The organism is Leptospira semungkisensis (assembly GCF_004770055.1).
Classification (GTDB): domain Bacteria; phylum Spirochaetota; class Leptospiria; order Leptospirales; family Leptospiraceae; genus Leptospira_B; species Leptospira_B semungkisensis.
In genome coordinates this window covers 36127-56800 of record NZ_RQEP01000005.1, presented here as the reverse complement: position 1 = coordinate 56800, position 20674 = coordinate 36127, and the positions used below count along the sequence as shown (strand labels likewise).

The following is a 20674-nucleotide window of genomic DNA, read 5'->3' as shown; positions in this document are numbered from 1 at the left end:
AAATTCTGCAATAGAGAATGTGAGGCTGATTCTTTGCTTACTCAGAGAAGAATGCTTTCAAAACAATCTAATTCCAAAGCGTTCTAAGATGCGGGAATATGCCACAAAAAGTAGAATCGTAAAAAGAATGCTAACAGACAATGCGGTCCAAAAACCGTATGATAGATATAATTTAGGAAAAATCAAAAACATGGGCAAGGTCGGCAGAACGAACCAGAATGTATAATAAGCATGATTGCTTATCTTCTCCTGCCCGGCATTCTCAAAGTGTAACCATAGCAAAGTTAATATAGTTATTATTGGCAAGGAGGCGATTAAGCCGCCCACTTTGTCATTTCTCCTTGCTATTTCGGAGATCAATACCACCAGGAAAGAAGTAATCAGATATTTGAATATTAAATGCTGCATAGAGATCTCCTAACGATTGTCCTTAAACGAATCAGATTTTGTTTATATAGAAAACCAACAATTGATACAATCTTCGGAAAGATTAATTTTCCAATATACAATGAATGTAGCAAGGCAAGAGTGATGGTATGAAAAAAATACTCGTTCCTGCTATGTTGCTTGGTTTTGTGCTCGGATTTCTTGCAATCGTCACTGTCTTTGTTGTGTTGCTTTTGGCCTTATACTGTAGTCGTGGAAGTGGCTGCTCTACAGGAGTGAATATAATCATACTTGCTCCCCTACTTGTCCTCGTCCCTGCTGTGGCGGGAGCTTTACTCCCATGGATCTTAGAAGAGATTTCTCGCCCTGTATTTAAGATTTCTTTAATAATCTCGTCGATTTGGGGGATCGAAATATTGCTCGTAGAGTATGTGTTAGTATCGTTAATCTCTAGAGCCGACCGTGGCATGGATTATAGGGATGCGTTTGGTGCGGGAGGCGACTTCTATTATTTCGTCGCTCTGAGACATTTGATTTTAGTTGTGATATTGGGTACTATCGGATTTATATTGGATAAGAGGTCTGAAAAGCTCCAAAAAGAAACGCCGAATGATTGAGTATCTAAGGCTTCTTATCTAAGAGATTAACGAAGATAGTAAGTATAAATTGCGATAAGCAGGATGGAACTCATATCATCCTTGCTTATCCTTTGATATTTTAATTGAAAGTCTTTCAGTAGCAGATCGAAATCAAAATCATTCAAGGCCGCATATATTTCTTTTGAACCCAGATAGTATTTTGAGCCACTATTCTTTTGTATTTCTTCGCTTAGATCGTTCTTTAATTTCCGGATTGTATCTACTCGGTCTTGGTCATAATCTCCTAACTCATAGTATTTCAATCTTCTCTTGATCTTCTTTTCCGTCTCTTTTGGCTTATCATATTCGTACAGCAGTTCACTGAAACAAACGTAGTCGTACGATGTTTCTCTTTTTTGGGATGGCATTTTAATTGCGATCAATGGGCTGTAAATTAGAGCCCTGAAACATTCTATGACTTTCCTTGCATAATTCGGTTTATGAGCTCCGAAGGGGGCATTGACTTTTGTAGCTCTGATTCAGAAGGTACTTTTTGCTTTTTCTTTTCGCCAAAGGAGAAGCCATTGCATGGATCCGAAGGTGAGGAAGGCATTTGTTTGATCGCACGAATCCAAGAGCAGGCCATTTTTTGGTATCCGACCATACCTGGATGGACTCCATCGGGAGAATAATCCGTTTGCGTTTGAAGTGAATCATACATGTTCACTACTACGACTTGCTTTGGAAAGTTATTTGCCAGAGTGTTTTGGATCCAGTCGTTGTATTGTTTGACGAGTGGGTTTAAGACGCTATGGTCTGCGCATCCAATGCAAGTGGACGCAGGTTTCACGAAACGAACAATTTGTGCTACATAGATCTTGGTCTTTGCATTTTGTGCGATCAAATTTTGTACGATCTGAGTCAGATTCGTTTCTGCTGAGGAGACGGATTTACCTTGTACAAAATCATTTGTTCCGGCATGAACCAGTGTGATTGACGCGTTACTTGGAAGCAAAGCTAACGGCACTAATTGATCTGTGCGGAAGCCGGGGTATCCGTCGTGTGACATGGAATTGGTTTCCCATTGAGCAGTATACGATCCTCCGCATTGATAACCTTCTGTTGCAAAAAGAAATTGAGTCGAAGGTTGTAATGCTAATTCAGTCATCCACCCGCGATATCCTCCTCCCCAGGAATAAATAGCACAGCTTGCGCATTGATAGAGTCGGCTGTTATATGTCCAATATGTCATACAGAATCCGGGTATTCCCGCACATTCAACAAAACCATAGCCATACGTAATTGAGTCTCCGAATTGTCGGATAACTTGCACGCCGGCAGATTGCTTCGATTTAGATTCCTCAGCCGAAATTTGATTTGGCCAGAGCATACTGCATAAAATGAAGTATGATAAAAAGATAATGCACAAGAAACGACGTAGGTAAGTGAGCATAAATTCTCCGCTAAGCTGATTTTATCTCTTAAGGAGAAGTCGCTTAATAGATAATAAATTATTGATCCATCGTTAATCTATGTTCGGATAAGATTTGCAAGTCTAAAATTTCGACTAACGGATCAATGGGGGTATTTTTTCGACCTACGAATGATCTGATTCCCGAAATACTCCATGATCTTCGGTAATTCAGCCCCTATGCGTTCTTGCTCTGCTTGCTTAAGTGCTGTTGCAAAGGTTTGGTCGGTAAGCGACAAGATTGCAAATTCTTTATGGAGCTTTATATTTTCCAAGGCTACCTTCTTCATTTGCATAAGTATCTCGAAAATAATTTGAGTGAGATTTGCCTTTTGGGGCAGATGGGAGGTAACATCCGCCGCAAGCTTTCCGTAAAATACGAAAAGATCTTCGTACCATACAGGAAACATAATCTCAATGCAATCTATTGCCCTGGCCCAAAGGGTTCGGAAAGTAAGCCGCTTATTGTTATGCTAAACGGCTTCGACGTGAGAAAGTTAAATTAGAACATGATCTAATTTGTTGACATTTTATAGGAAATCACCCACAGTCGTTCTATGGAATTGTTTGTGCTCCTCGGATTAGTGGCGTTGTTGCTGGCAGTAAACTTTGGGTTACTATTCTTCTCAAAACCTCGCCGATTGGACGATCTTCTCAGCGGAGAATTTGAAACGGCAGTGGAAAGACTTTCTAACGGAACATTCCAAGTCTCCGTGCGCACGCCAATGCCTGGAGTGTCTCCTGATATGGTAAGACTCTGGTTCGCAGAATATCTCCGGACTACAGAAGATTATAAACGTTGGCATCCCAAGGCTCATGTTTGGATGGATTGGGAAGCGAAACAACCAGGGATTTTGGTAGGTGCGAGTCACCTTGTGCATGAATATATAGGTCCTAGCTTGATGAAGCTCAGGATCAATTTTGTGGATCCGAAAATATTTTTCGGTTCGGATCCGAATGACAAGGATCGCTTTGTCGCCTGTGCGTTAGTCGGTGATCTTAATATGCCTGTGAATTTCGGCCTTCTATGCCATGCAGTTTCGCAAACAGCAGAGGGAGTTGAAATGCGTTCTCGCTTTTGGCTCGGCCATATTGCAGGCCGAGGAAGTAAGTTTAGCATATTCAGACTCGCGTGGCTGGCTAACTTGCCTATGATCCGCTTCGCGGCCATGCGTCGTTCGACTGCTAAGCATTTACAAATTCATTGTTTTGAAGAAATGAGTATATTGGCAGGCTTCCTACCTTCGTTATCGCATTCTTCTTAAGAGTAAGCCGCCAACCAGCATTTGATAAAAGCTCGGAAATATCCTTTGCATTAGATCTACAAAGGTTGCATCCGGTCCGATTAGAACTCTACGAGAATTCTTTCTGACGCCTTTTAAGATTACGGATGCCGCTTTCTTTGCAGTCGTAATGAATTGAGCGGACATCTTATCTTTTGCGGTAATCGGATCTAAGCCTAGAGATCTTACACTCTCGTTGGTTTGAGAACTCTTAGCGATCGCAGTTTGGATTCCTCCCGGATGCACGCTGGTTGCAGACACACCGCATTTCATCACATCCAACTCTTGTCTGAGTGTTTCCGTAAATCCTCTCACTGCAAATTTAGAAGAATTATAAGCAGAAGTTCCAGGCACTGCAATAATACCGAATACGCTCGAAGTATTGATGATATGACCTTCTCCGCTTGCTTTTAAATAAGGAAGAAAGGCCTGAGTTCCGTGCACTACTCCCCAAAAATTGATATCGATGACTCTCTTGAAATCCTTTTCTTCAAATCCTTCTATCGTGGAACCGAAAGCGATCCCTGCATTATTGAAGATAAGATTTACTTGGTTGTGATCTTTGGATACTTGAGATGCCCATTGAAAAACTGCGGCGCGATCCGATACGTCCAGCTTTTGACTGGTAATAGTTACGTTATTCTTGCCTTGGTTCTTGATGATCTGGATCGTCTCCGCGAGGCCTGATTCGTTCACATCAGATAGAGCAAGATTGCAACCTTGCTCCGCGAGTTGGATCGCTAATTCTCTTCCCATTCCTGAGCCTGCCCCCGTGATAGCGGCTACTTTATTTTTAAAACTCTTCATCCAGTTCTCCTTTTTGCTTCTTGTAAGTTTGTTTTTGATCTATCTGAAAGAAAGATTAGAATCTTTAATATTTGCGAAATTAATATCAAAAAGATCCATTAGATAATTCTGATGGAATCTCCAAGGCCTGTGAGCTCCTCTCATCGGGAATTTATCTATAGATCTCTGTATATAACCTGAGTTTAGATCTAAGATGGGTTCTCTTTCCATCTTGGATTCGTCACAAAGTGGAACACATTTAGTAAACCCTTTGGAATCCATGTGATTCAAGAGACGAGCCACGTAGGTAGAAGTCAGATCTGCTCTTAAGGTCCAAGAAGCATTCGTATATCCTACGCAAAATGCAAAGTTAGGGACATCGCTAAGCATCAAACCCTTAAACGTATACAATTTGGAAATCTCTATTGGAGATCCGTTTACGACTAAGCGAATTCCACCTACCGCTACTAAATCCAAACCGGTTGCAGTTACGATAATATCTGCCTCGAGCTCCTTTCCGGATCGTAGTTTGATACCATGAGAAGTAAAACCTTCGATCTGATCGGTAACAATCGACGCCTTGCCTTTCGAGATAGACTTGAACAGATCCGAATCCGGAACTAAACAGACCCTTTGGTCCCAAGGCTGGTAGCTAGGTTTGAAATGAGTATCTATATCGTAGCCTTTTGGAAGAGCCATCTTTAATCTGGCTCGGATCAACCACTTCGCTAGATTGGGAGATCTTTTGCAGAGTTGATAGAACCAGATCTGTATTAGAATATTCTTAATTCGTGTGATATGGTGAGCTAATTTCGCAGGCAGAAAGTATCTGAGAATATCCGCTACGATATCTTTGGATGGAAGACTAGTAATATATGTAGGAGATCTTTGCAGCATCGTTATATGCTCGGTCTGATCCGCCATAGAAGGAACAAGAGTCACTGCAGTCGCGCCGCTGCCGATCACGACCACTTTCTTTCCTCTATAATCCAAGTCCTTTGGCCAATGCTGCGGATGGATTAACTTACCCTTGAATTTTTCGATTCCTGGAAAATTGGGAGTGAACCCCTTCTCATAATTATAATATCCGCTGCAAATATAGAGAAAGTTTGCTGTATACGTTCTCTTTTCTTTTTTGGGACCGACTTCTATTTCGAGAATCCATTGCAAATCCTTATCGGACCAGGACGCGGACAATACCTTATGTTCGAAGCGGATATTCTTATCGATCCCGAACTCTCTAGCTGTATCTCGAACATATTTCAGGATGGAAGGTCCGTCTGCGATTGCTTTGGCTTCTTTCCAAGGACGAAAAGAATAACCGAGTGTGAACATATCGGAATCGGAACGAATTCCCGGATACTGAAACAGACTCCAGGTCCCGCCGATATCGGGTCTTCCTTCCAATATCGCGTATTTCTTGCCTGGGCAGAATTTTTGCAGATGGTAACCGGCGCTAATCCCGGAAAGCCCCGCGCCTACGGTGATAACGTCGAAATGTTCTTTGATCATATACGGAGAATAATCGAAACAGAAGATCTATTCGACTGATCTTATAATCCACAACCAAAAATATCGTGGGAAATTATAAGATCTTACCTCTTTTTCTGCAGAGGTTCTATAAAGGGGGATAAGTTACTTGGGTTTTTCTTTCTGATGCAAGGATCTCCTGTGATTTGGAGATCCTTTTGATCGGTTACTCACTCGTAACAGTGTTCGGTAATATTTTTACTCTTCTAATTGGTCTTGGATTTCCTTGAAGAAGGGATCCCATACATTCGCTTTGCCCCAGTTCGCATTTAAATGCGTTTGCTCGACCATATTATTCCAGAGTCTGTACCTTGTAGCCTGGATCATGCTTCTTTTTTTGTCTCCTGTTATCAGGAGATAATATTGGTGAGTCGCAACTTGCGACTGAGCGGAAGCATAATACTGATTACCTGAAATCGTCGTAAGCTTAAAGAATGGATATCTTTCAGTTACAATCAATCCCTTTTGCAAATCAGCCTTTTCTACTTCGATTTTTTGAGTCCTAAGTGCCGCAAGTGTAGCTTGTATCAATTTATCTTTTGGGTAATTGAACTCTCTCGTAAGATACATTCGATAAAATTCATCGTTAATTTGCGTGGAGACACAATTGCTTAAAAAGACAATCAAGAAGGCGACTAAAAGGCCGACTCCAGATTTTGCAGTTAGTTTAGGTTTCTTATTTAGCGGTTCAGATTCATCTTTAATCATTCTTTCTTCCCTTAACGGAAACATTTAGTTTCCATGTTCTAATAGTTAAACACTGACTTTCAGATTAATTTGAAAACATTATCGAAGCGATTGAAGCTCTTCAGGAATGAACGACATTTTTTAAGGAATAAAAGTACAGTTCTTCGGAATATTCTGCAGATGTTTGTACTTTAAACAAATGAATCAGATAGACTCTATCTGATTTTGCTCTGCAGGTAAATATTCGAATCGAAAAAAAATTGAGTCAACTCGGAGCAAGCGGGGGTGTTATTTATTTAGGCATTCATCATGGACCAAGATGCTTCAATAGAATTACAAATTCTTAATAATGCAGTCGGGGTTTTGGCTCAGTTCCTGACAGACATAGGCTTTGAAAAATGTAACGATCTGACTTGGCAAGATCCGTCGGATGCGAGCTATTTAAATGAAGACGACCGTCAGAACATGGATATTATGGCCAACGCTTTTGCCATGAGCGAAACGAATCGACTGATCTATTGGATTGGAAAAGACGAAGATGGATTTATCGGACTTTGGATCGGACCTTCTAACATAAAACTCGTAGATGCCCCGATAGTTGAATTGGACTTAGAAGGGCAATACAGGATTATTGCCGTTCGTCTTGCTGATTATCTTTTGTCTCGATCCATTTCAGAAGACTTAGATAAAAATCAGGAATTACTAACGCAATTCGGTTTCAATGTTACAGACTCACTCGATAATTCGGATCAGGCCCTGACTGAATTTAGAGAGAAGTTCCATTTAGATTCGGCCATGTCGCCTCAGTTTTATCGTCATCAGATTTATAATGACCAACGCATGCAGCGCGGGCTCGAAGCTATTCCTTTCGATTAGATACAGATTCTCTCCTGATAAACGTATATTCAATAATAACCGATCGAAATTTTCCCGATTTTTAAGATTAATTTAGACTTAGAGCTAACTCTAAGTGAGTCTGACCTAAAGGATCTGAAAAGATCCCCGGAGAATTTCAGTGAGCAAGTTTCTAAGCATATCCGAGATTTCTGAGATTACAAGTTTCACCCCTCATACGCTTCGCTATTACGAAAAGATGGGCATTCTTTCCAAACCGGAAAGAATTCATGGAAAGGATCGCAAATATTCGGAGAAGGAAGTCCGGCATCTAAAAGGCATCAAGACATTGAAAGAGATCGGAATGTCTTTGGATGATATTCGGGAATTCTTCTTAGAAGGATGTATCCTGGACAAGGTGCAAAGCGGAGAAAACTTTAAGCCTCCTCTGAACAAAAGGATCCGCATCTTAGAGACTCATTTAGGAAATTTGGATCAAAAGAAAAAGGATCTGGAAGCGATGATCCGGCTCACAAAAGCGAAATTAAAAGAATATGAAACTCTTTTAGGAACAGAGTAAGGACCAACATGCAATCTATCAAACCGTATCTTTCTCTACTATATTTCTCTTTGACCACTGGTGTTACATTCCATGTGGCAAAGGAAGCACTGTCTTACTTTTCACCCAGTCTCACAGGAGCATTGCGTTTTGTTCTAGCAACAATTCTGTTGTTCCTGTTTCTGTTGATAACTAACAGAAAGTTACTGAAAGTGGACAGAAGAAGTTTACTCGCATTTATCTTTCTCGGGATCATCGGAGTTTTTGGATTTAATTTCTTCTTCTTTATAGGAATGAAAAAGGCCTCTCCTATGAATGCGGCTATCGTAGTCGCTACCAGTCCAGCTATCGCGATCTTTTTCTCTTATTTCTTATTAAAGACAAGGCTTAAGTTCCAACATTATCTTGGAACCTTGATTTCTTTCTTAGGAGTCTTACTCGTAATTTCCGACGGAAGTATCGACGCTCTTACAAACGCCTTTCACGGAGAAGGGATCCTGTTCATCCTCCTCGCGGCGACTTGCTGGAGTCTCTACTCTGTCGGACTGAAGAAATATATTCCGGAAGCTTCTACCATCCAAACGACTGCTTATACTGCTTTATTTGGAACGATTGGATTGTTTATCCTAACTCTGATCAATGGAGATTGGAATATTGAGTTCTGGGCCATCCCTAATTCGGCTTGGTTAGCGATCTTATATATGTCAGTTTTAACCACTTTTCTCGGATATCTCTGCTGGAATTACGGGATCCAAACGGTCGGCCCGGACAAGGCAGTCATCTTTGGAAATCTGATCCCAGTGGTTGCCATGCTCACCTCGTGGGTAGTGGGAGAATCGCCTAACGTGTTTGATCTAAGCGGAGCTTCTTTGGTGATCGTCGGTATTTTTATAGTGAATGCCAAGTTGAGATCGTTCAGAATAGAACAGAAAGTAGAAGCCTCCTAAGCGAGGGATCTTATGTCTAAGATAAGATAGTATTGGGCTTCTTTTGAAGAGTTCTTTGAGAGAATGCCCATTGGGCGCAGAATTAATTTTTTGCCTGATTAGAAAATTTTAACATATAATTCGTCTCCTAAGTTAATGTTCCGGAGAACATTCTACCTATGAGACGTAAGTTTGTAATTTCTCTTATCCTTAGCTTTGCGACATTTAGCGTTAGTCTATCTTCCCAATCTCTTAAAAAGGTAGATAGTTTTAAGACGGAAAACCGGGCAAATTCCTTTACGAAACTAGATTCGAATCGATTCGTTCTGGTCGGCCAAAAGAATGAAAATTGGGATGTATTGGCAAGCCATAAGGTCACATTCCATATTTTTGATATACGAGAGAAGAAATTACAATCGGTAGTACCTCCCATTGCTGATTATGCACAAAACAATCTCGGTATATTCTTTGACGGGAATCCGGTTGTAAGCTATCCAAACGGCAAAACATACATTCAATTCAGATCTTCCCTTGTGTATTATGATGGAAATAGGGCAGGGATCCTTCTTAGAAATACTTCCCATTCGGATAAGACTAGAACGCAAGAAAGAACGATCTATCTAAACTGGGAACTAGGCTCGAATCAGATCACTTGGAGCAAAGCAATCTCGGAATTGAATCAATTCGAGAATGTGGATATCAATCGAGGCGGAGGAGTGAGAGAATCCAAATCCGTGCTCAGAAATTTGCTCATTCCTGTCGGGATCGATTCGAATCGTCAGATCTTTTACTATACGATAGAAAAGGAAAGAAATGAGAAAGGATGGCCTAATTCTATATCAGTAATGAGTTTTTCTATCGGGTCCAAAAGCGTGGATGAGGTTGCTTCTTTACAGGTAGAAAAGATCAACGACGCGGATTATTCCTCTCCGATGCTCGCTCCTAATTCTGATTTTTCAAAACTCGGTATACTCGAATATTCAGAGCTTTCCTTGAAGAAGCTTGTGAAAGGCCATGTATTGGATCTTAAAAAAGGAAAGGTCATAGATTTTCCGATTCCAGTCTCTCCTTACGGCGCTGCATTCGATCCGGAGAGTCAATACTTTTTGGTATTAAGCAATGAAACAGGCAAGTTGGTAAAAACCAACCTGACTACTTTGGAGCAGCAAACCATGGATTCTATTCATGGAGCTCGTTATTTAGTTTTTTCTAATACTGGAAAATATCTGTTCGCGTTTGCTCATGGTGGCACGATCGAAGTTAGGGCAGTTCCTTCTTTGATGGTTGTAAAATCGATCCAAGTATCTTCTTTACATACCGACCAAGCTGCCTGGGAACCTGGAGGTTCCGTTTTTACGAGTAATGGACTTTGGGCTACAATCCCTGAAAGCGATGCAATCTCTCAGTTAGGAAAGTCAGGGCTTCATCTTTTCGAAATAGAGGAATAGTTTTAGGGTTTCTTCTTTTAAAAGTAAAAGAGTTCGAGAGACTTCAGGCCTCGTCTATCTCCACATTCTCCAAAGTATCGAAAAAGCCGGTTTGGAGTAAGGGACCGAAATCCACCATATCTTCGGCGGAAAGCTTGAGCCCGTTTTCCATCGAATATGCCTGAAGAAGGGAAGCACAAGCAAGATGGCTTTCTTGCAGTTGAGCATGCGCTCTTGCCTTGATGACTAAGATGTCTGCGTCCGATTCCCCAAAGTATTTGATGTACAAGTCTATAAATTTAAGAGCATTCTTATGATCGGAGACTTTCAGATAGCATTGAGCAATCATATCATAATGCAGAAAGGTCTCTTCTTCGTCCATTCTCATGGCTGTCTTTAAAGAAGCTAATGCAGAATTATAATCGCCCCTTTGAAAATACAGATATCCAAGTTCAGCCCAGATATCCTTGCGTTTGATCCCTCTTCCCCTAGAAAGTTTTTCTTGAGAGAGAGCTTGCTTTAGGATCGTAATAGCTTCGTTGGATCTGTCCGTGTCCTTCAACAAACTTGCAAGAGTAAGATACAATTCGAGCTGATCCTGAAAGAGCTCGATTGCGTTCAAAAGTATCTTTTTAGCAAGTTTATAATTATGGACCTTGATGAGATAATTCGCGTAGTAAAGGCGGCTTTCTGGATGAGAGGAAAAACGATCCTGCAATTCCTGAAACAGATTCAGGGTCTCTCGAGTATTTCCAATATAATACTGACACCAGGCCTGACGATTCTTCACTTTCAGGATGGTCTTCGGATTTTGGGTAAAATTCAGGGACTCCTTGTAAAGGTTGAATGCCTTTGTAAATTCCCTTTGCCGTTCCCTGTGAACGGCGCTAACGATCAATTCCCTAAATCCCACGACTGGGACAGGCTAAAAAAAAAGCTAAAATAATCAAGTTTTCCTCGGATCAACCGATGATTGAATTGGGATAATAGAGAAAGAAAAACCCGAATCTAGTTAGAGGAAAAAGGAAATGGAAATTAGTAACCAAACCAGCCAATCTCTCCTTTTGGAAAGAATTGCCAATTTACCGAGAGAGATTTTCCAAGCTCAGTCCGATTTGAACTCAAAAATGTTGAAACTCAATGTCGAGTCTCAATTGCAAGCAAGTGCTTCGGAAGGAAAATCCCGGTTATTGGATCTTTACGCGTAAGTTCAGCCTTTATTATATTCAGGCCGCTTTCTATCACGGAAAGAGTTCATCGCTTCTCTGAAATCTTTGGAATCCAAAAAGCTGGAATTCCAAACCGCGACATAGTTTAATCCGGAGCTAAGAGGTTTTCCTTCGGAATAATTCATTACCTCTTTGGTTCCTTGTACGACGATCCGCGGATTTGCCGCGATTTCCGCAGCTGTCCCGATCGCAGCTTCCATTAATTCTTCTTGGGTCTTGAAGAGTTTAGACACCAATCCGATCCTGTAAGCTTCTTCTCCATCGATGTCTTTTCCGGTATAGGCCAACTCTCTAGTATGCCCTTGTCCGATAATGGAAGGAAGACGATTGATAGATCCCATGTCCGCAACGATCGCAACCTTGGCTTCTCGTAAGGAAATCGATGAATCATAAGTAGCATAACGAATATCACAAGCAGAGATAAGATCCAATCCTCCGCCTATGCAATGTTTTTGCACGGCTGCTACGGAAGGTTTTGGAGAATCATAAACTGCATTGATCCCTTTCTGCATTCTGAGAATAAGTTCGTAAAATTTTCTTCGATCGTCGCCGAATTGTCCGTGAACTACACTTCCGAATTCTTGGACAAAGGACTCGAGATCTAATCCTGTAGAGAAGGACTTTCCCTTACCTGCGACCACGAAGGATCTGATCTTAGAGTTATTATTGATCTCTTCGACTGCGTCCGGGAGATCTCTCCAGAAACTCCAGTTCATGGAATTTCTCTTTTCAGGACGGTTTAAATATAAAATGGCAACTCCGTCTTCTCTCTCGGTGATCTCAAAAAATTCGAAACTTGTCTTCATCGGGATCAGGGTTGCCCGATTCAATAGAGTAGTAAAACGTTTTTTGTAAAACTATTTATGCGGGGAAGCTTAAGGTGACCCTACAGCCGTTTGCGTTTTCCAGAATTAGTTTGCCCCTCAAAAGTTTTACAAAGGAATCCACCAGGGACAATCCTAAGGAACTGGAGCCTCTGGTCTGAGGAAGTGGATCTGGCAGTCCTACTCCGTCATCTTTGACTTCTAAGAAGTAATGATCTTCGTCTTTATGGAAATGGACCTCTATAGAGCCGCTTTCTTTGCCTTTAAATCCGTGTTTGAACGAGTTTGTGAGAAGTTCGTTAATGATGAGTGCGCAGTTCATTCCCATTTCGCTCGGAATGCGAGAAGCCTTTATATCCAGGGTAAGTTTAAATTTTTCACGATCTACTTTGTAAACTTCGAAGAGTAGATCCGTTAACTTCTTCACATATAGATCGAAACTGATGGAAGAAAGGTCATGATTTTCATACAACACTTCGTGTAATAATGCGACTGCCTGGATCCTATGCTGGCTATCCTTGAATATATCCAGAGTCTCCTGATCTTTCAAATTAGATGCATTCATACTCAGGAGAGAAGAAATAACAGTGAGATTGTTTTTGATACGATGGTGGATCTCTTTTAAATAAGATTGATTGATATTATCCAATTCACCAGAGCGAAGTACAGTGATCGTACCGCTCGCTTTTCCTTCGGAGTTCAGGATCGGAGAAATGTTTATGGAGATCTGAGTTTTGTTTCCGATTCCATCCACTGCAAAGACGCCGTTTTTTTCCACACTATGATTTGCGGATAGAACCTCGGAGACCGGCAGGTTGAAGGTAGAAGTGTTTGCTTCTTCTAATTTTAAGACCTTGCTTAAGGCCTGTCCTATACATTCAGCGTAACTGACGCCTGTGATCTTTTCAGCAACAGGATTGCAGAAAAGAATCAGACCATTCTCGTCTGTGGTGATGATCCCTGATTCTAAATGATTCAGAGTAGATTTAAGAGATTCTTCATTCTTACGATTGCGATGTTCTAATTCATTCTTATAGAGAGCTACTTCAATAGAAGAGCGAAGCTGATCCGATTCAAAAGGCTTTACTATATAACCTAAAGGTTGAGTCCTCTTGGCTCGGTTTAAAGTGTTTTCATCCGCATACGCGGTAAGATAAATAACGGGTGTTTGAAAACGGTTTCTGAGTAACTCTGCAGTTTGGATCCCGTCAAGGTTACCTTCTATATTGATGTCCATGAGGACTAGGTCCGGATGATTTTCTTCAGCCTTTTGAATGGCTTCTTCGCCGGAAGATGTAATGCCTACAAGATCGTATCCTAGCTTCTTTAATTTTTGTCCCAAGTTTACGGCGACTATGATCTCATCCTCGACGACTAGTATCTTAGGTTTTGTAAGCATACTTCTAATCTACGAAGAAAACTATTAGTTTCAACTACATAAATACTAAATGGTTTGTGAAAATGATGCGTGAATGGGCAAAGAAAATTTTTTTATATAACGGCAAGTAAAATCATTAAACCGGGACTTTTTTATTTCAGAAATGATTTGTATGACAACTTCGTTTAGAATCATTCCCGAATTTGGGAAAATCAAACTAGAATTGTAAGTGTAATGTTTACAACTTTATTATAAACATTATTACAAACCGATCCGAGACTAATCCAAACGGATTAGAAAGCTTAAACTTTCGGTGTATCGACTAACGTGCTGGGATTGAAATGGGGACGATTAGTTGCGAAGGATATAGTTCTCGTTGCCGTACGATCTTCTGATAAACAATCTCTTCTCCGCATGAAGCCCTAAGAAGAGTTGGTATAGATCGGTTATTACCGGTCGAGAAGAATAGTATCCATGTCCTAAGGAGAGTAGGGAAGCATCGATCGGATTCACATTCACGACATCCACTCCTGGAAATCTGGAACATGCTCCTAGACGTCCTGCTTGGTGGATCTGTGCAGAAGCAAATAATGCAGAGTCTCCGGGAGAACAGTAGAGAGTGATCCTTTCGGAGGATTTTAATAGGCTTTGTAGAATGAGTATGAAGTCACCGGTATCATAGTCGGGAGCATTCAATACCAATTCCTTTAAGAACGGTTGAGATCCTGCTTCTTTGGAAAGTTCCGCAATTGAATTCAATACTACCTGATGTCCCATGGAATGCACAAGAAGATGGATCTTCTTCTTGGTTTGGGACATTCTTCGGATAAAGTTCTTAAAGGAGTCTCTACTACTTCTTGCCGAGACCAGATTTTTCTCATACGTATTCCGCAAGAAGAGTGAGCCAAGCATGGTTCCATCGTTACCGGCCGGCCAACTATATAGAGCAACCTTGCCTGGAAATTTCAGATCGTATTTAAGCTGGGCTGCACGAAGTACAGCTTCTTCGAAGTTCACGTTGAAGCCGTGAACAAAGACCACTACTTCATCGAAAGGATCTTCTTCTATCCGCTTCCACCAAAGGCTTTCTTGGTCAGTAGGACTCGCTGTTTGATTTCCGATTTTGTGTTCTAGGAATTGAAAGGACTTATCCTTATTTCCCAAGCCGAATGGAAGCGCGCCAACTTCTCTATCTGCAGGAACACTCACTAAACAACTTCCTGTTTTTTGGGTCTGATTTCCGAAATTCAGAAAATAAGAGTTAGAGCAGGCAACTTGGGATCCAGGATTGATTGCCCTGGACGTGAGAAAGAATACCTCTAATCCTTGGGTGGCTGAATATTGTTGGTCTGTGCGCTTTTCTAAATACTCCACAACGGAGGGGTTGCATCCGAAGGAGAAGGTTGTTGCCGCAAATAGGCAGAAGAGAACGAATCGCTTCATGAGAAAATCTTAATGGTTCGGTTTAGAGCCTTTCTTATAAGCGAGGCCCTTCAGGTATTTGCCAGGATTGACGGATTTTCCCTTATGAATGACCTCGAAGTGAAGATGGGGGCCAAAGCAATAGCCAGTACATCCGGATGTAGAGATCTTCTTTCCTGCGACCACGTAATCTCCGCGTTTTACATTCAGTCTGGAGTTATGCGCATACAATGTCTTAAAGTCGTCGTTATGCTCGATCACGATCGCGTTTCCGTAACCGCCCATCCATCCTGCAAAGATCACCTTGCCGTTGCGTGCCGCCATGACTGCTTCGTAGTTTGCCTTTAAGTCCAATGCCTCATGGAATTTATGTTGGGGGAAGGTTCTCCATCCATAATTCGAAGTGACCACATGAGAAGTGACAGGAACAACCCATTTTGGGGTTGGATCAGGGATCACAGCTCCAGGTAAGAATACTTTCTGTCCTGGACGAAGAATGTCTAGATCATCCAGTTTGTTCTCTTCTAAGATTTCATCCAAGTTGACCTTGTAGAGGACGGCTACTTTGGCAACGGTGTCTCCCGCTTTTACCTTATAGAGAAGGCCTTGTTTATTCGGGATCTGTAATATTTGCCCGGGATACAGAGTATCTTCCATATTGATACTGGAAGATCCCGCGATGGATTCCATAGAAACCTTGTATCTGGTCGCGATCTCTGAGAGGGTTTCATTCCTCTTTACCTTGTACGTGACGACTTTCAGTTGCTTCTTCTTGTCCGAAGAATTACGGATCTCATTTGCCATGAGAATCGTGAGCTTTGCCTTTTCAGATTCTTCTAAGAATTTCTCGTCGCCTTTCTTGGCTTTTAAGTCTTCTGAATCGTTCTCTGTGACTTCGGTGCTTGCGGCATGGTGATGTTCCATCGAAGCATTGGATGGGCTCATCCAAAGGCCTAAAAATAATAATACGAATAGAACGGATGCGATTGCAGGAATGATACGGAATTTGCGTCTTCTAAAGTCCAGATTCCCGTGGTACAGATTTCCGCGAAAATAAAAGGAATAATGGAAATGAAAGGCGCCCAGGTATATGAGAGTGAAGTTATCGGTCCGGAGAATTTCCTTTCCGGCTGTCAATTGCCTGGGCTTCTTGAAGATCATAGTATCAGTATCGGCCAACGGGGTGGGCTTCCACCCGAGTTTTTGATTGGGACGAATCCTAAGAGGAGGGAAAAAGAACGGTTGGCCGTAAAATTACTCTTCCTTTCCGTTGTCCAGGGTTCTGGTACCACCGAAAGATTCTTCCACGATCTTTTTCACATCTTTCTTTTGTCCGCCGGTAACAGTGATGTTTCCTTTGGCAACGACTCCTTTCGCTAATGAAAGGGAAGGAGCAATAATGTCTCCTAAGAGACGTCCGGTTTCTTCGAGTCTGACCTCGTTTTCTGCCTTAATGTTTCCAATCAAGGTTCCCGCTACGATCACTTCTCTCGCAGAAATATTGGTGCGAACCTTTCCGGTCTCGCCTATGAATAATGCGTCGTCGGTCTTAATTTCCCCTTCGAATTTTCCGTCGATACGTAGGGAACCAGCGATATAGAATTTGCCCTCAAATATGGAACCGGGGCCGATTACGCTGTTATTATTATCCTTACCGATGGCCATCTGTTACTCCTGATTGCTGATTCATCTATTTGGTGAGCGGTTCCGAAATCGACAACTCTTTTTGTAGGAGATCCTACATGATTACCGAATTACGTCCTCGTCGCCTTCGAAAAGATTTGGTTTTTTCTTTTTAGTAGTTTGGGGTGTTGGCTCGTGGTGACTAGGCTCCGGACCTGTCATTCCCTTATGATCTTCGCAGACTTCTTTCGGGACTGTCTTAGAGTCGAAGACTTCTTCTTCTGTTTGGTAGCAATGGCTTCCGGGAAGCTTTCCGGAAATGGAGCAGATTGTTTTTCGTACAATCTTAGCTTCTCCGAAATCGAAGGACCTGGACTTTTCTCTAGAGAGTGCGTTTGCCATGAATCTTCCCCAGATAGGAGCGGCTACGACTGCTCCGGACATTCCTCTTCCGAGAGAAAGTGTTCCTGTATCGTATCCGACCCAGACCACTGCCACGAGTTCGGGAGTATAACCTGCAAACCATGCGTCCCTGAAATTATTCGTGGTTCCTGTTTTTCCTGCAGCGGGTCGAGTGAGTCCGTAAGATCTTGCTCCGGTTCCGGTTCCTTTCTTAATCACATCTTCCATCATGGAAGTGATTACATAGCTGACTTCGGAAGAGACTAATCGTTTCTTTTCTTTGGTCTCGAACTCTTTTCTGAAATCTTTGATAAGGACTCCGTTCTCGTCTTCTACATAGAGAACGCTAAGAGGAAAGACTTGCTTTCCTCCGGATGCAAAAACTGTGTACGCTCTCGCGAGTTCGTACGGAGATACTTCAAAACTTCCTAATGCGATAGAAAAGTCTCTCGGAAGGTTTCGGCTCTCTACTTGTAGTATCTTTTCTAAATTCGGAAGAAGATTATTTAAGCCGGTATGTTCCAGAAGACGCACGGCAACACTGTTTCTGGAAAGCTCTAGAGCCTGTCTTAATCTTATGAATCCTGAATATTCTCCGGAGTAATTGCTCGGATTCCATTCATCTCCATCTTCCAAAACATATTGAAGTGGAGAGTCATCAAAGAGAGAAGCCGCAGTTACATTCTTCTTATCGTCTGGATGCTGGTGATAGTATTCCATAGAAGAAGCATAGACTAACGGTTTAAACGCAGATCCAGGCTGTCTATACGCTTGGAAGGCGCGGATCTGCTGGTTGTCGGAACGGAATCCGGATCCTCCCACCATCGAAGTAATATAGCCTGTATCAGGACGAATAGAGATCAGCGCTCCTTCTACAGGAAGAAGATGGTCCTGAGTCGCTTGGGTCTTATAGTTTAGATCGATGCTTTCTCCCAAGCCTTCTGTGCCTGAGATCAAATTTAAGACGGACAACTCGTCCCTCAGATCCTCTTGCCAGGCCCGATTGAAGGTCCTATAAGAACGAGAGATCTTGAACTTGAACTCAGGAACATCGTTCAGATCCGAGAGAAGTTGGAAAATAGGACCGTAAGAATCCTCGAAGGAATCTATTTTAGTAAACGCTCTCTGGTTAGAAAGCTGGGTCTGTTGTTTGAGCCCGGAGATTAGCGCCTTCTCCGCTTGGGTTTGGTGCTGAATATTCAGTGTAGTATAGATCTTAAGCCCGCCCTCATACAACTGGGTCGGAGGAATATAGCGAGAAAGGTTCTTGCGCACATATTCCGTAAAATAAGGAAAACGATTCAATCGATCCGAAAATGCGGAATCATTCGGAGAACGGTTTAGAGTTATATAATATTCAGAGAATGCTGAGAACTCTTTCTCTGCGGTATCCACATCCAGGATCCCATTCTCCACCAATTTCTTGAATACTACCCTCACCTTACTTGCGGAAGTATTCGGATTTACCAAAGGAGAAAATTCCTTAGGTCTTGTGGTCAAACTCGCGAGAAGTGCCGCTTCTCCCCAGCTTAGATCCTTCAGATCTTTTCTAAAATAGAATCTGGCTGCAGCGCCGGCTCCGATTGTTCCATGACCGAGAGGGATCTCGTTCAGATAAATATTCATCAAAGTCTTTTTATCGAAGACTGCTTCTAGAAGAAGTGCGAGCCAAGCCTCTCTTGCCTTTCGTCCAAAGGATCTTTCTGTGTTTAGGAATTTAAGTCGAGCTACCTGCTGAGTGATCGTGGAAGCACCTTCTTTCACTCTTCCTGCAAGAAGATTGACCATGGCAGCTCTAAAAATTCCTCTCAGGTCCAAGCCCTTATGAGATCTGAAATTATTGTCCTCAGTGGATTCGAAACAGCGAATGACCTTATTGTCCCAACCTCCAGGAAGATCTTCTTCGGTTAATACGATCCTAGAAAAACGATAGAACTCGGCGATTGGTTCATAATTTCCTTCGGCATTGATCCCGAATAGAAGAGAAGGTTTTTCGTACTGATCTGCCTTCGGAACATTCCAAATGTCTTTTATAGAAAACACGAATAGGAATCCGTTCAAGAATAGAAGAAGAAGGACTAGATAGAAAAGTTTTCGGATTGGATCCGAAGAATGCAAACGACTCTGGATCCTTTCTCTAAATAAAACTACAAAGTATCTGGTAAAAAAATCGACCGGTTCGTGTTTCATCTGGCTGGTTTGTATTTCAAATTATAAAGGCGAAAACTGACGCATTTTATCTATACCATGGAATCTCAGGCCGGTGTCCAGATTATATCCTTGGTATTCTTTGATCATATTCGAGCGGGAAGCCTTGTCGTGCGCATAGTTCCAGGCCATTGTAACTGCTTCTTTAGCGGCATCGCAGGAGCGATTGATCAATTCTACGAAAGAATCATTACGAATTATGCTTGGGTCCGCAGGATAAGACCATTCTCTTTTTTCTTCGTTCATGATCCTCTTGTCTATATGCTCTTTGAGAGGAAGCATTAGAACGGAAGACTTAACTCTATGAAATGTAATCCTATCTATAAGGCTGAGTGCCGCGCGAATGAACTTGCTACGAGAATCAAGATATCTATGAAAATAGAGATAACCTAAAAAAGATTCGTTTAATATATCTCCCGGAATGATCTTCTCTTCGGAGCCTATATACTTTTCCTTGAACTCATTCGGAAATGTTTCTTTCAATCCTCTCAGCCAGAAATCCCAGAGCATAGGATCCATCTTTTGCTTTCCGTCCTTGCCCTTGAAGATCACGTCCACATGTTGTACGAAATCATAGGCCTTTGGAGTCATTCCCCAACGGAAATCCAAGAGCCAGGAATCCAGAGCGAACTCGACTCTCATGTGATTGTACTGTGCCTTGGAACTGATTTCCTTATCCGCGCTATAATAATCTCCGGAAATAAAGAAGATATAAGGATGGGTCACAATGTCCACTGCGCAATGGATAATGTATCCTAACGTGAATGCGAGAAATCTATCTCTATAAATTCCTTCTTCGACAGTAAGTACTCGGTCCAGGAAGTTCAAAATTAATTCCAAAACATTCTCGTGATGGCTTAGATCTCCCCAAGGCAGGGCCTTCTTGGTGCGAACGGGAGAAAGAACGTGATAAAAATAAAAAATATCGGGAGCGATTGCGCCTATGTTTGCGAACTTGCGGGTGCTTTCTTCTCTTAACAGCTTGGCGATCTTTCTTTGTTCAGGAGTGCCGTGGTCCAAATGCTTGCAGACCTGAGAGAGAGCTTCGAGGTGAGTGATTTTGCCTGCCATATTGGAATTTTGCCTTTGAAAAAACCCGGACCGATCAGAAAGATGGCCT

General features: G+C 42.0%; 22 protein-coding genes. 7 read left to right on the top strand and 15 right to left on the bottom strand.

Annotation, left to right across the window (positions count from 1 at the left end):
- Positions 1–57: 57 nt before the first annotated feature.
- Complete coding sequence (locus EHO59_RS00335; protein ID WP_135583650.1) at positions 58–408, bottom strand: DUF3147 family protein; 351 nt, start codon at positions 406–408, stop codon at positions 58–60.
- A gap of 128 nt (positions 409–536) precedes the next feature.
- Between EHO59_RS00335 and EHO59_RS00330 the strand changes: the two genes are divergently transcribed.
- Positions 537–1004: a hypothetical protein gene (locus tag EHO59_RS00330; RefSeq protein ID WP_135583648.1), complete on the top strand. Its 468-nt coding sequence runs from the start codon at positions 537–539 to the stop codon at positions 1002–1004.
- A gap of 26 nt (positions 1005–1030) precedes the next feature.
- On the opposite strand, the gene EHO59_RS00325 is transcribed toward EHO59_RS00330, so the two are convergent.
- From EHO59_RS00325 to EHO59_RS00315, 3 genes are all read right to left on the bottom strand, one after another.
- Entirely contained in the window at positions 1031–1393 is a 363-nt protein-coding gene (locus EHO59_RS00325) for a hypothetical protein (RefSeq protein WP_135583646.1), read from the bottom strand.
- Between the two features lie 44 nt (positions 1394–1437).
- The gene (locus EHO59_RS00320) at positions 1438–2418 is read right to left on the bottom strand and encodes a GDSL-type esterase/lipase family protein (protein WP_135583644.1); all 981 of its coding nucleotides are present in this window, start codon (positions 2416–2418) and stop codon (positions 1438–1440) included.
- A gap of 122 nt (positions 2419–2540) precedes the next feature.
- Positions 2541–2846 (bottom strand): hypothetical protein, encoded by a 306-nt coding sequence (locus tag EHO59_RS00315; protein WP_135583642.1) that lies wholly within the window; start codon positions 2844–2846, stop codon positions 2541–2543.
- Between the two features lie 159 nt (positions 2847–3005).
- On the opposite strand from EHO59_RS00315, the gene EHO59_RS00310 reads away from it, so the two are divergent.
- On the top strand, positions 3006–3701 hold the full coding sequence (locus EHO59_RS00310; protein WP_135583640.1) for a DAPG hydrolase family protein: 696 nt from the start codon (positions 3006–3008) through the stop codon (positions 3699–3701).
- On the opposite strand, the gene EHO59_RS00305 is transcribed toward EHO59_RS00310, so the two are convergent.
- The 3 genes from EHO59_RS00305 to EHO59_RS00295 form a co-directional block, all read right to left on the bottom strand.
- Positions 3684–4526, bottom strand: coding sequence for an SDR family NAD(P)-dependent oxidoreductase (locus EHO59_RS00305; protein ID WP_135583638.1), 843 nt, complete (start codon positions 4524–4526; stop codon positions 3684–3686). The two genes, EHO59_RS00310 and EHO59_RS00305, sit on opposite strands and share 18 nt — an antisense overlap.
- A gap of 39 nt (positions 4527–4565) precedes the next feature.
- The gene (locus EHO59_RS00300; protein WP_135583636.1) at positions 4566–6017 is read right to left on the bottom strand and encodes a flavin-containing monooxygenase; all 1452 of its coding nucleotides are present in this window, start codon (positions 6015–6017) and stop codon (positions 4566–4568) included.
- A 216-nt stretch (positions 6018–6233) separates the two neighbouring features.
- A complete protein-coding gene (locus EHO59_RS00295) occupies positions 6234–6743 on the bottom strand; it encodes a hypothetical protein (protein ID WP_135583634.1) in 510 nt (169 codons plus the stop codon).
- Between the two features lie 288 nt (positions 6744–7031).
- On the opposite strand from EHO59_RS00295, the gene EHO59_RS00290 reads away from it, so the two are divergent.
- The 4 genes from EHO59_RS00290 to EHO59_RS00275 all read left to right on the top strand — a co-directional run bounded on the left by EHO59_RS00290 (position 7032) and on the right by EHO59_RS00275 (position 10489).
- Positions 7032–7598: a hypothetical protein gene (locus EHO59_RS00290; RefSeq protein WP_135583632.1), complete on the top strand. Its 567-nt coding sequence runs from the start codon at positions 7032–7034 to the stop codon at positions 7596–7598.
- Between the two features lie 139 nt (positions 7599–7737).
- Entirely contained in the window at positions 7738–8136 is a 399-nt protein-coding gene (locus EHO59_RS00285) for a MerR family transcriptional regulator (RefSeq protein ID WP_167882039.1), read from the top strand.
- 8 nt (positions 8137–8144) lie between these two features.
- Positions 8145–9062 (top strand): DMT family transporter, encoded by a 918-nt coding sequence (locus EHO59_RS00280; protein WP_135583627.1) that lies wholly within the window; start codon positions 8145–8147, stop codon positions 9060–9062.
- 158 nt (positions 9063–9220) lie between these two features.
- A complete protein-coding gene (locus EHO59_RS00275) occupies positions 9221–10489 on the top strand; it encodes a YncE family protein (RefSeq protein WP_135583625.1) in 1269 nt (422 codons plus the stop codon).
- Positions 10490–10532: 43 nt separating this feature from the next.
- Here the strand turns inward: EHO59_RS00275 and EHO59_RS00270 are convergent, their stop codons facing one another.
- Entirely contained in the window at positions 10533–11381 is an 849-nt protein-coding gene (locus EHO59_RS00270) for a tetratricopeptide repeat protein (protein ID WP_135583624.1), read from the bottom strand.
- A 115-nt stretch (positions 11382–11496) separates the two neighbouring features.
- Here EHO59_RS00270 and EHO59_RS00265 point away from each other — a divergent pair, with 115 nt between their 5' ends.
- Positions 11497–11676 carry a hypothetical protein gene (locus EHO59_RS00265; protein ID WP_135583622.1) on the top strand — a complete coding sequence of 60 codons (180 nt, stop codon included), beginning with the start codon at positions 11497–11499 and terminating at the stop codon, positions 11674–11676.
- Between the two features lie 2 nt (positions 11677–11678).
- Here EHO59_RS00265 and EHO59_RS00260 read toward each other — a convergent pair whose 3' ends face one another.
- From EHO59_RS00260 to EHO59_RS00230, 7 genes are all read right to left on the bottom strand, one after another.
- Complete coding sequence (locus tag EHO59_RS00260) at positions 11679–12503, bottom strand: crotonase/enoyl-CoA hydratase family protein (RefSeq protein WP_135586358.1); 825 nt, start codon at positions 12501–12503, stop codon at positions 11679–11681.
- A 55-nt stretch (positions 12504–12558) separates the two neighbouring features.
- Entirely contained in the window at positions 12559–13920 is a 1362-nt protein-coding gene (locus EHO59_RS00255) for a histidine kinase dimerization/phosphoacceptor domain -containing protein (RefSeq protein WP_135583620.1), read from the bottom strand.
- A gap of 330 nt (positions 13921–14250) precedes the next feature.
- Positions 14251–15342 (bottom strand): alpha/beta hydrolase, encoded by a 1092-nt coding sequence (locus EHO59_RS00250; protein WP_135583618.1) that lies wholly within the window; start codon positions 15340–15342, stop codon positions 14251–14253.
- Between the two features lie 9 nt (positions 15343–15351).
- On the bottom strand, positions 15352–16482 hold the full coding sequence (locus EHO59_RS00245) for a peptidoglycan DD-metalloendopeptidase family protein (protein WP_135583616.1): 1131 nt from the start codon (positions 16480–16482) through the stop codon (positions 15352–15354).
- A gap of 93 nt (positions 16483–16575) precedes the next feature.
- Positions 16576–16986, bottom strand: coding sequence for a bactofilin family protein (locus EHO59_RS00240; protein WP_135583614.1), 411 nt, complete (start codon positions 16984–16986; stop codon positions 16576–16578).
- Positions 16987–17067: 81 nt separating this feature from the next.
- A complete protein-coding gene (locus tag EHO59_RS00235) occupies positions 17068–19536 on the bottom strand; it encodes a penicillin-binding protein 1A (protein ID WP_135583612.1) in 2469 nt (822 codons plus the stop codon).
- Between the two features lie 21 nt (positions 19537–19557).
- Entirely contained in the window at positions 19558–20625 is a 1068-nt protein-coding gene (locus EHO59_RS00230) for a zinc dependent phospholipase C family protein (RefSeq protein ID WP_135583610.1), read from the bottom strand.
- Positions 20626–20674 lie beyond the last annotated feature (49 nt).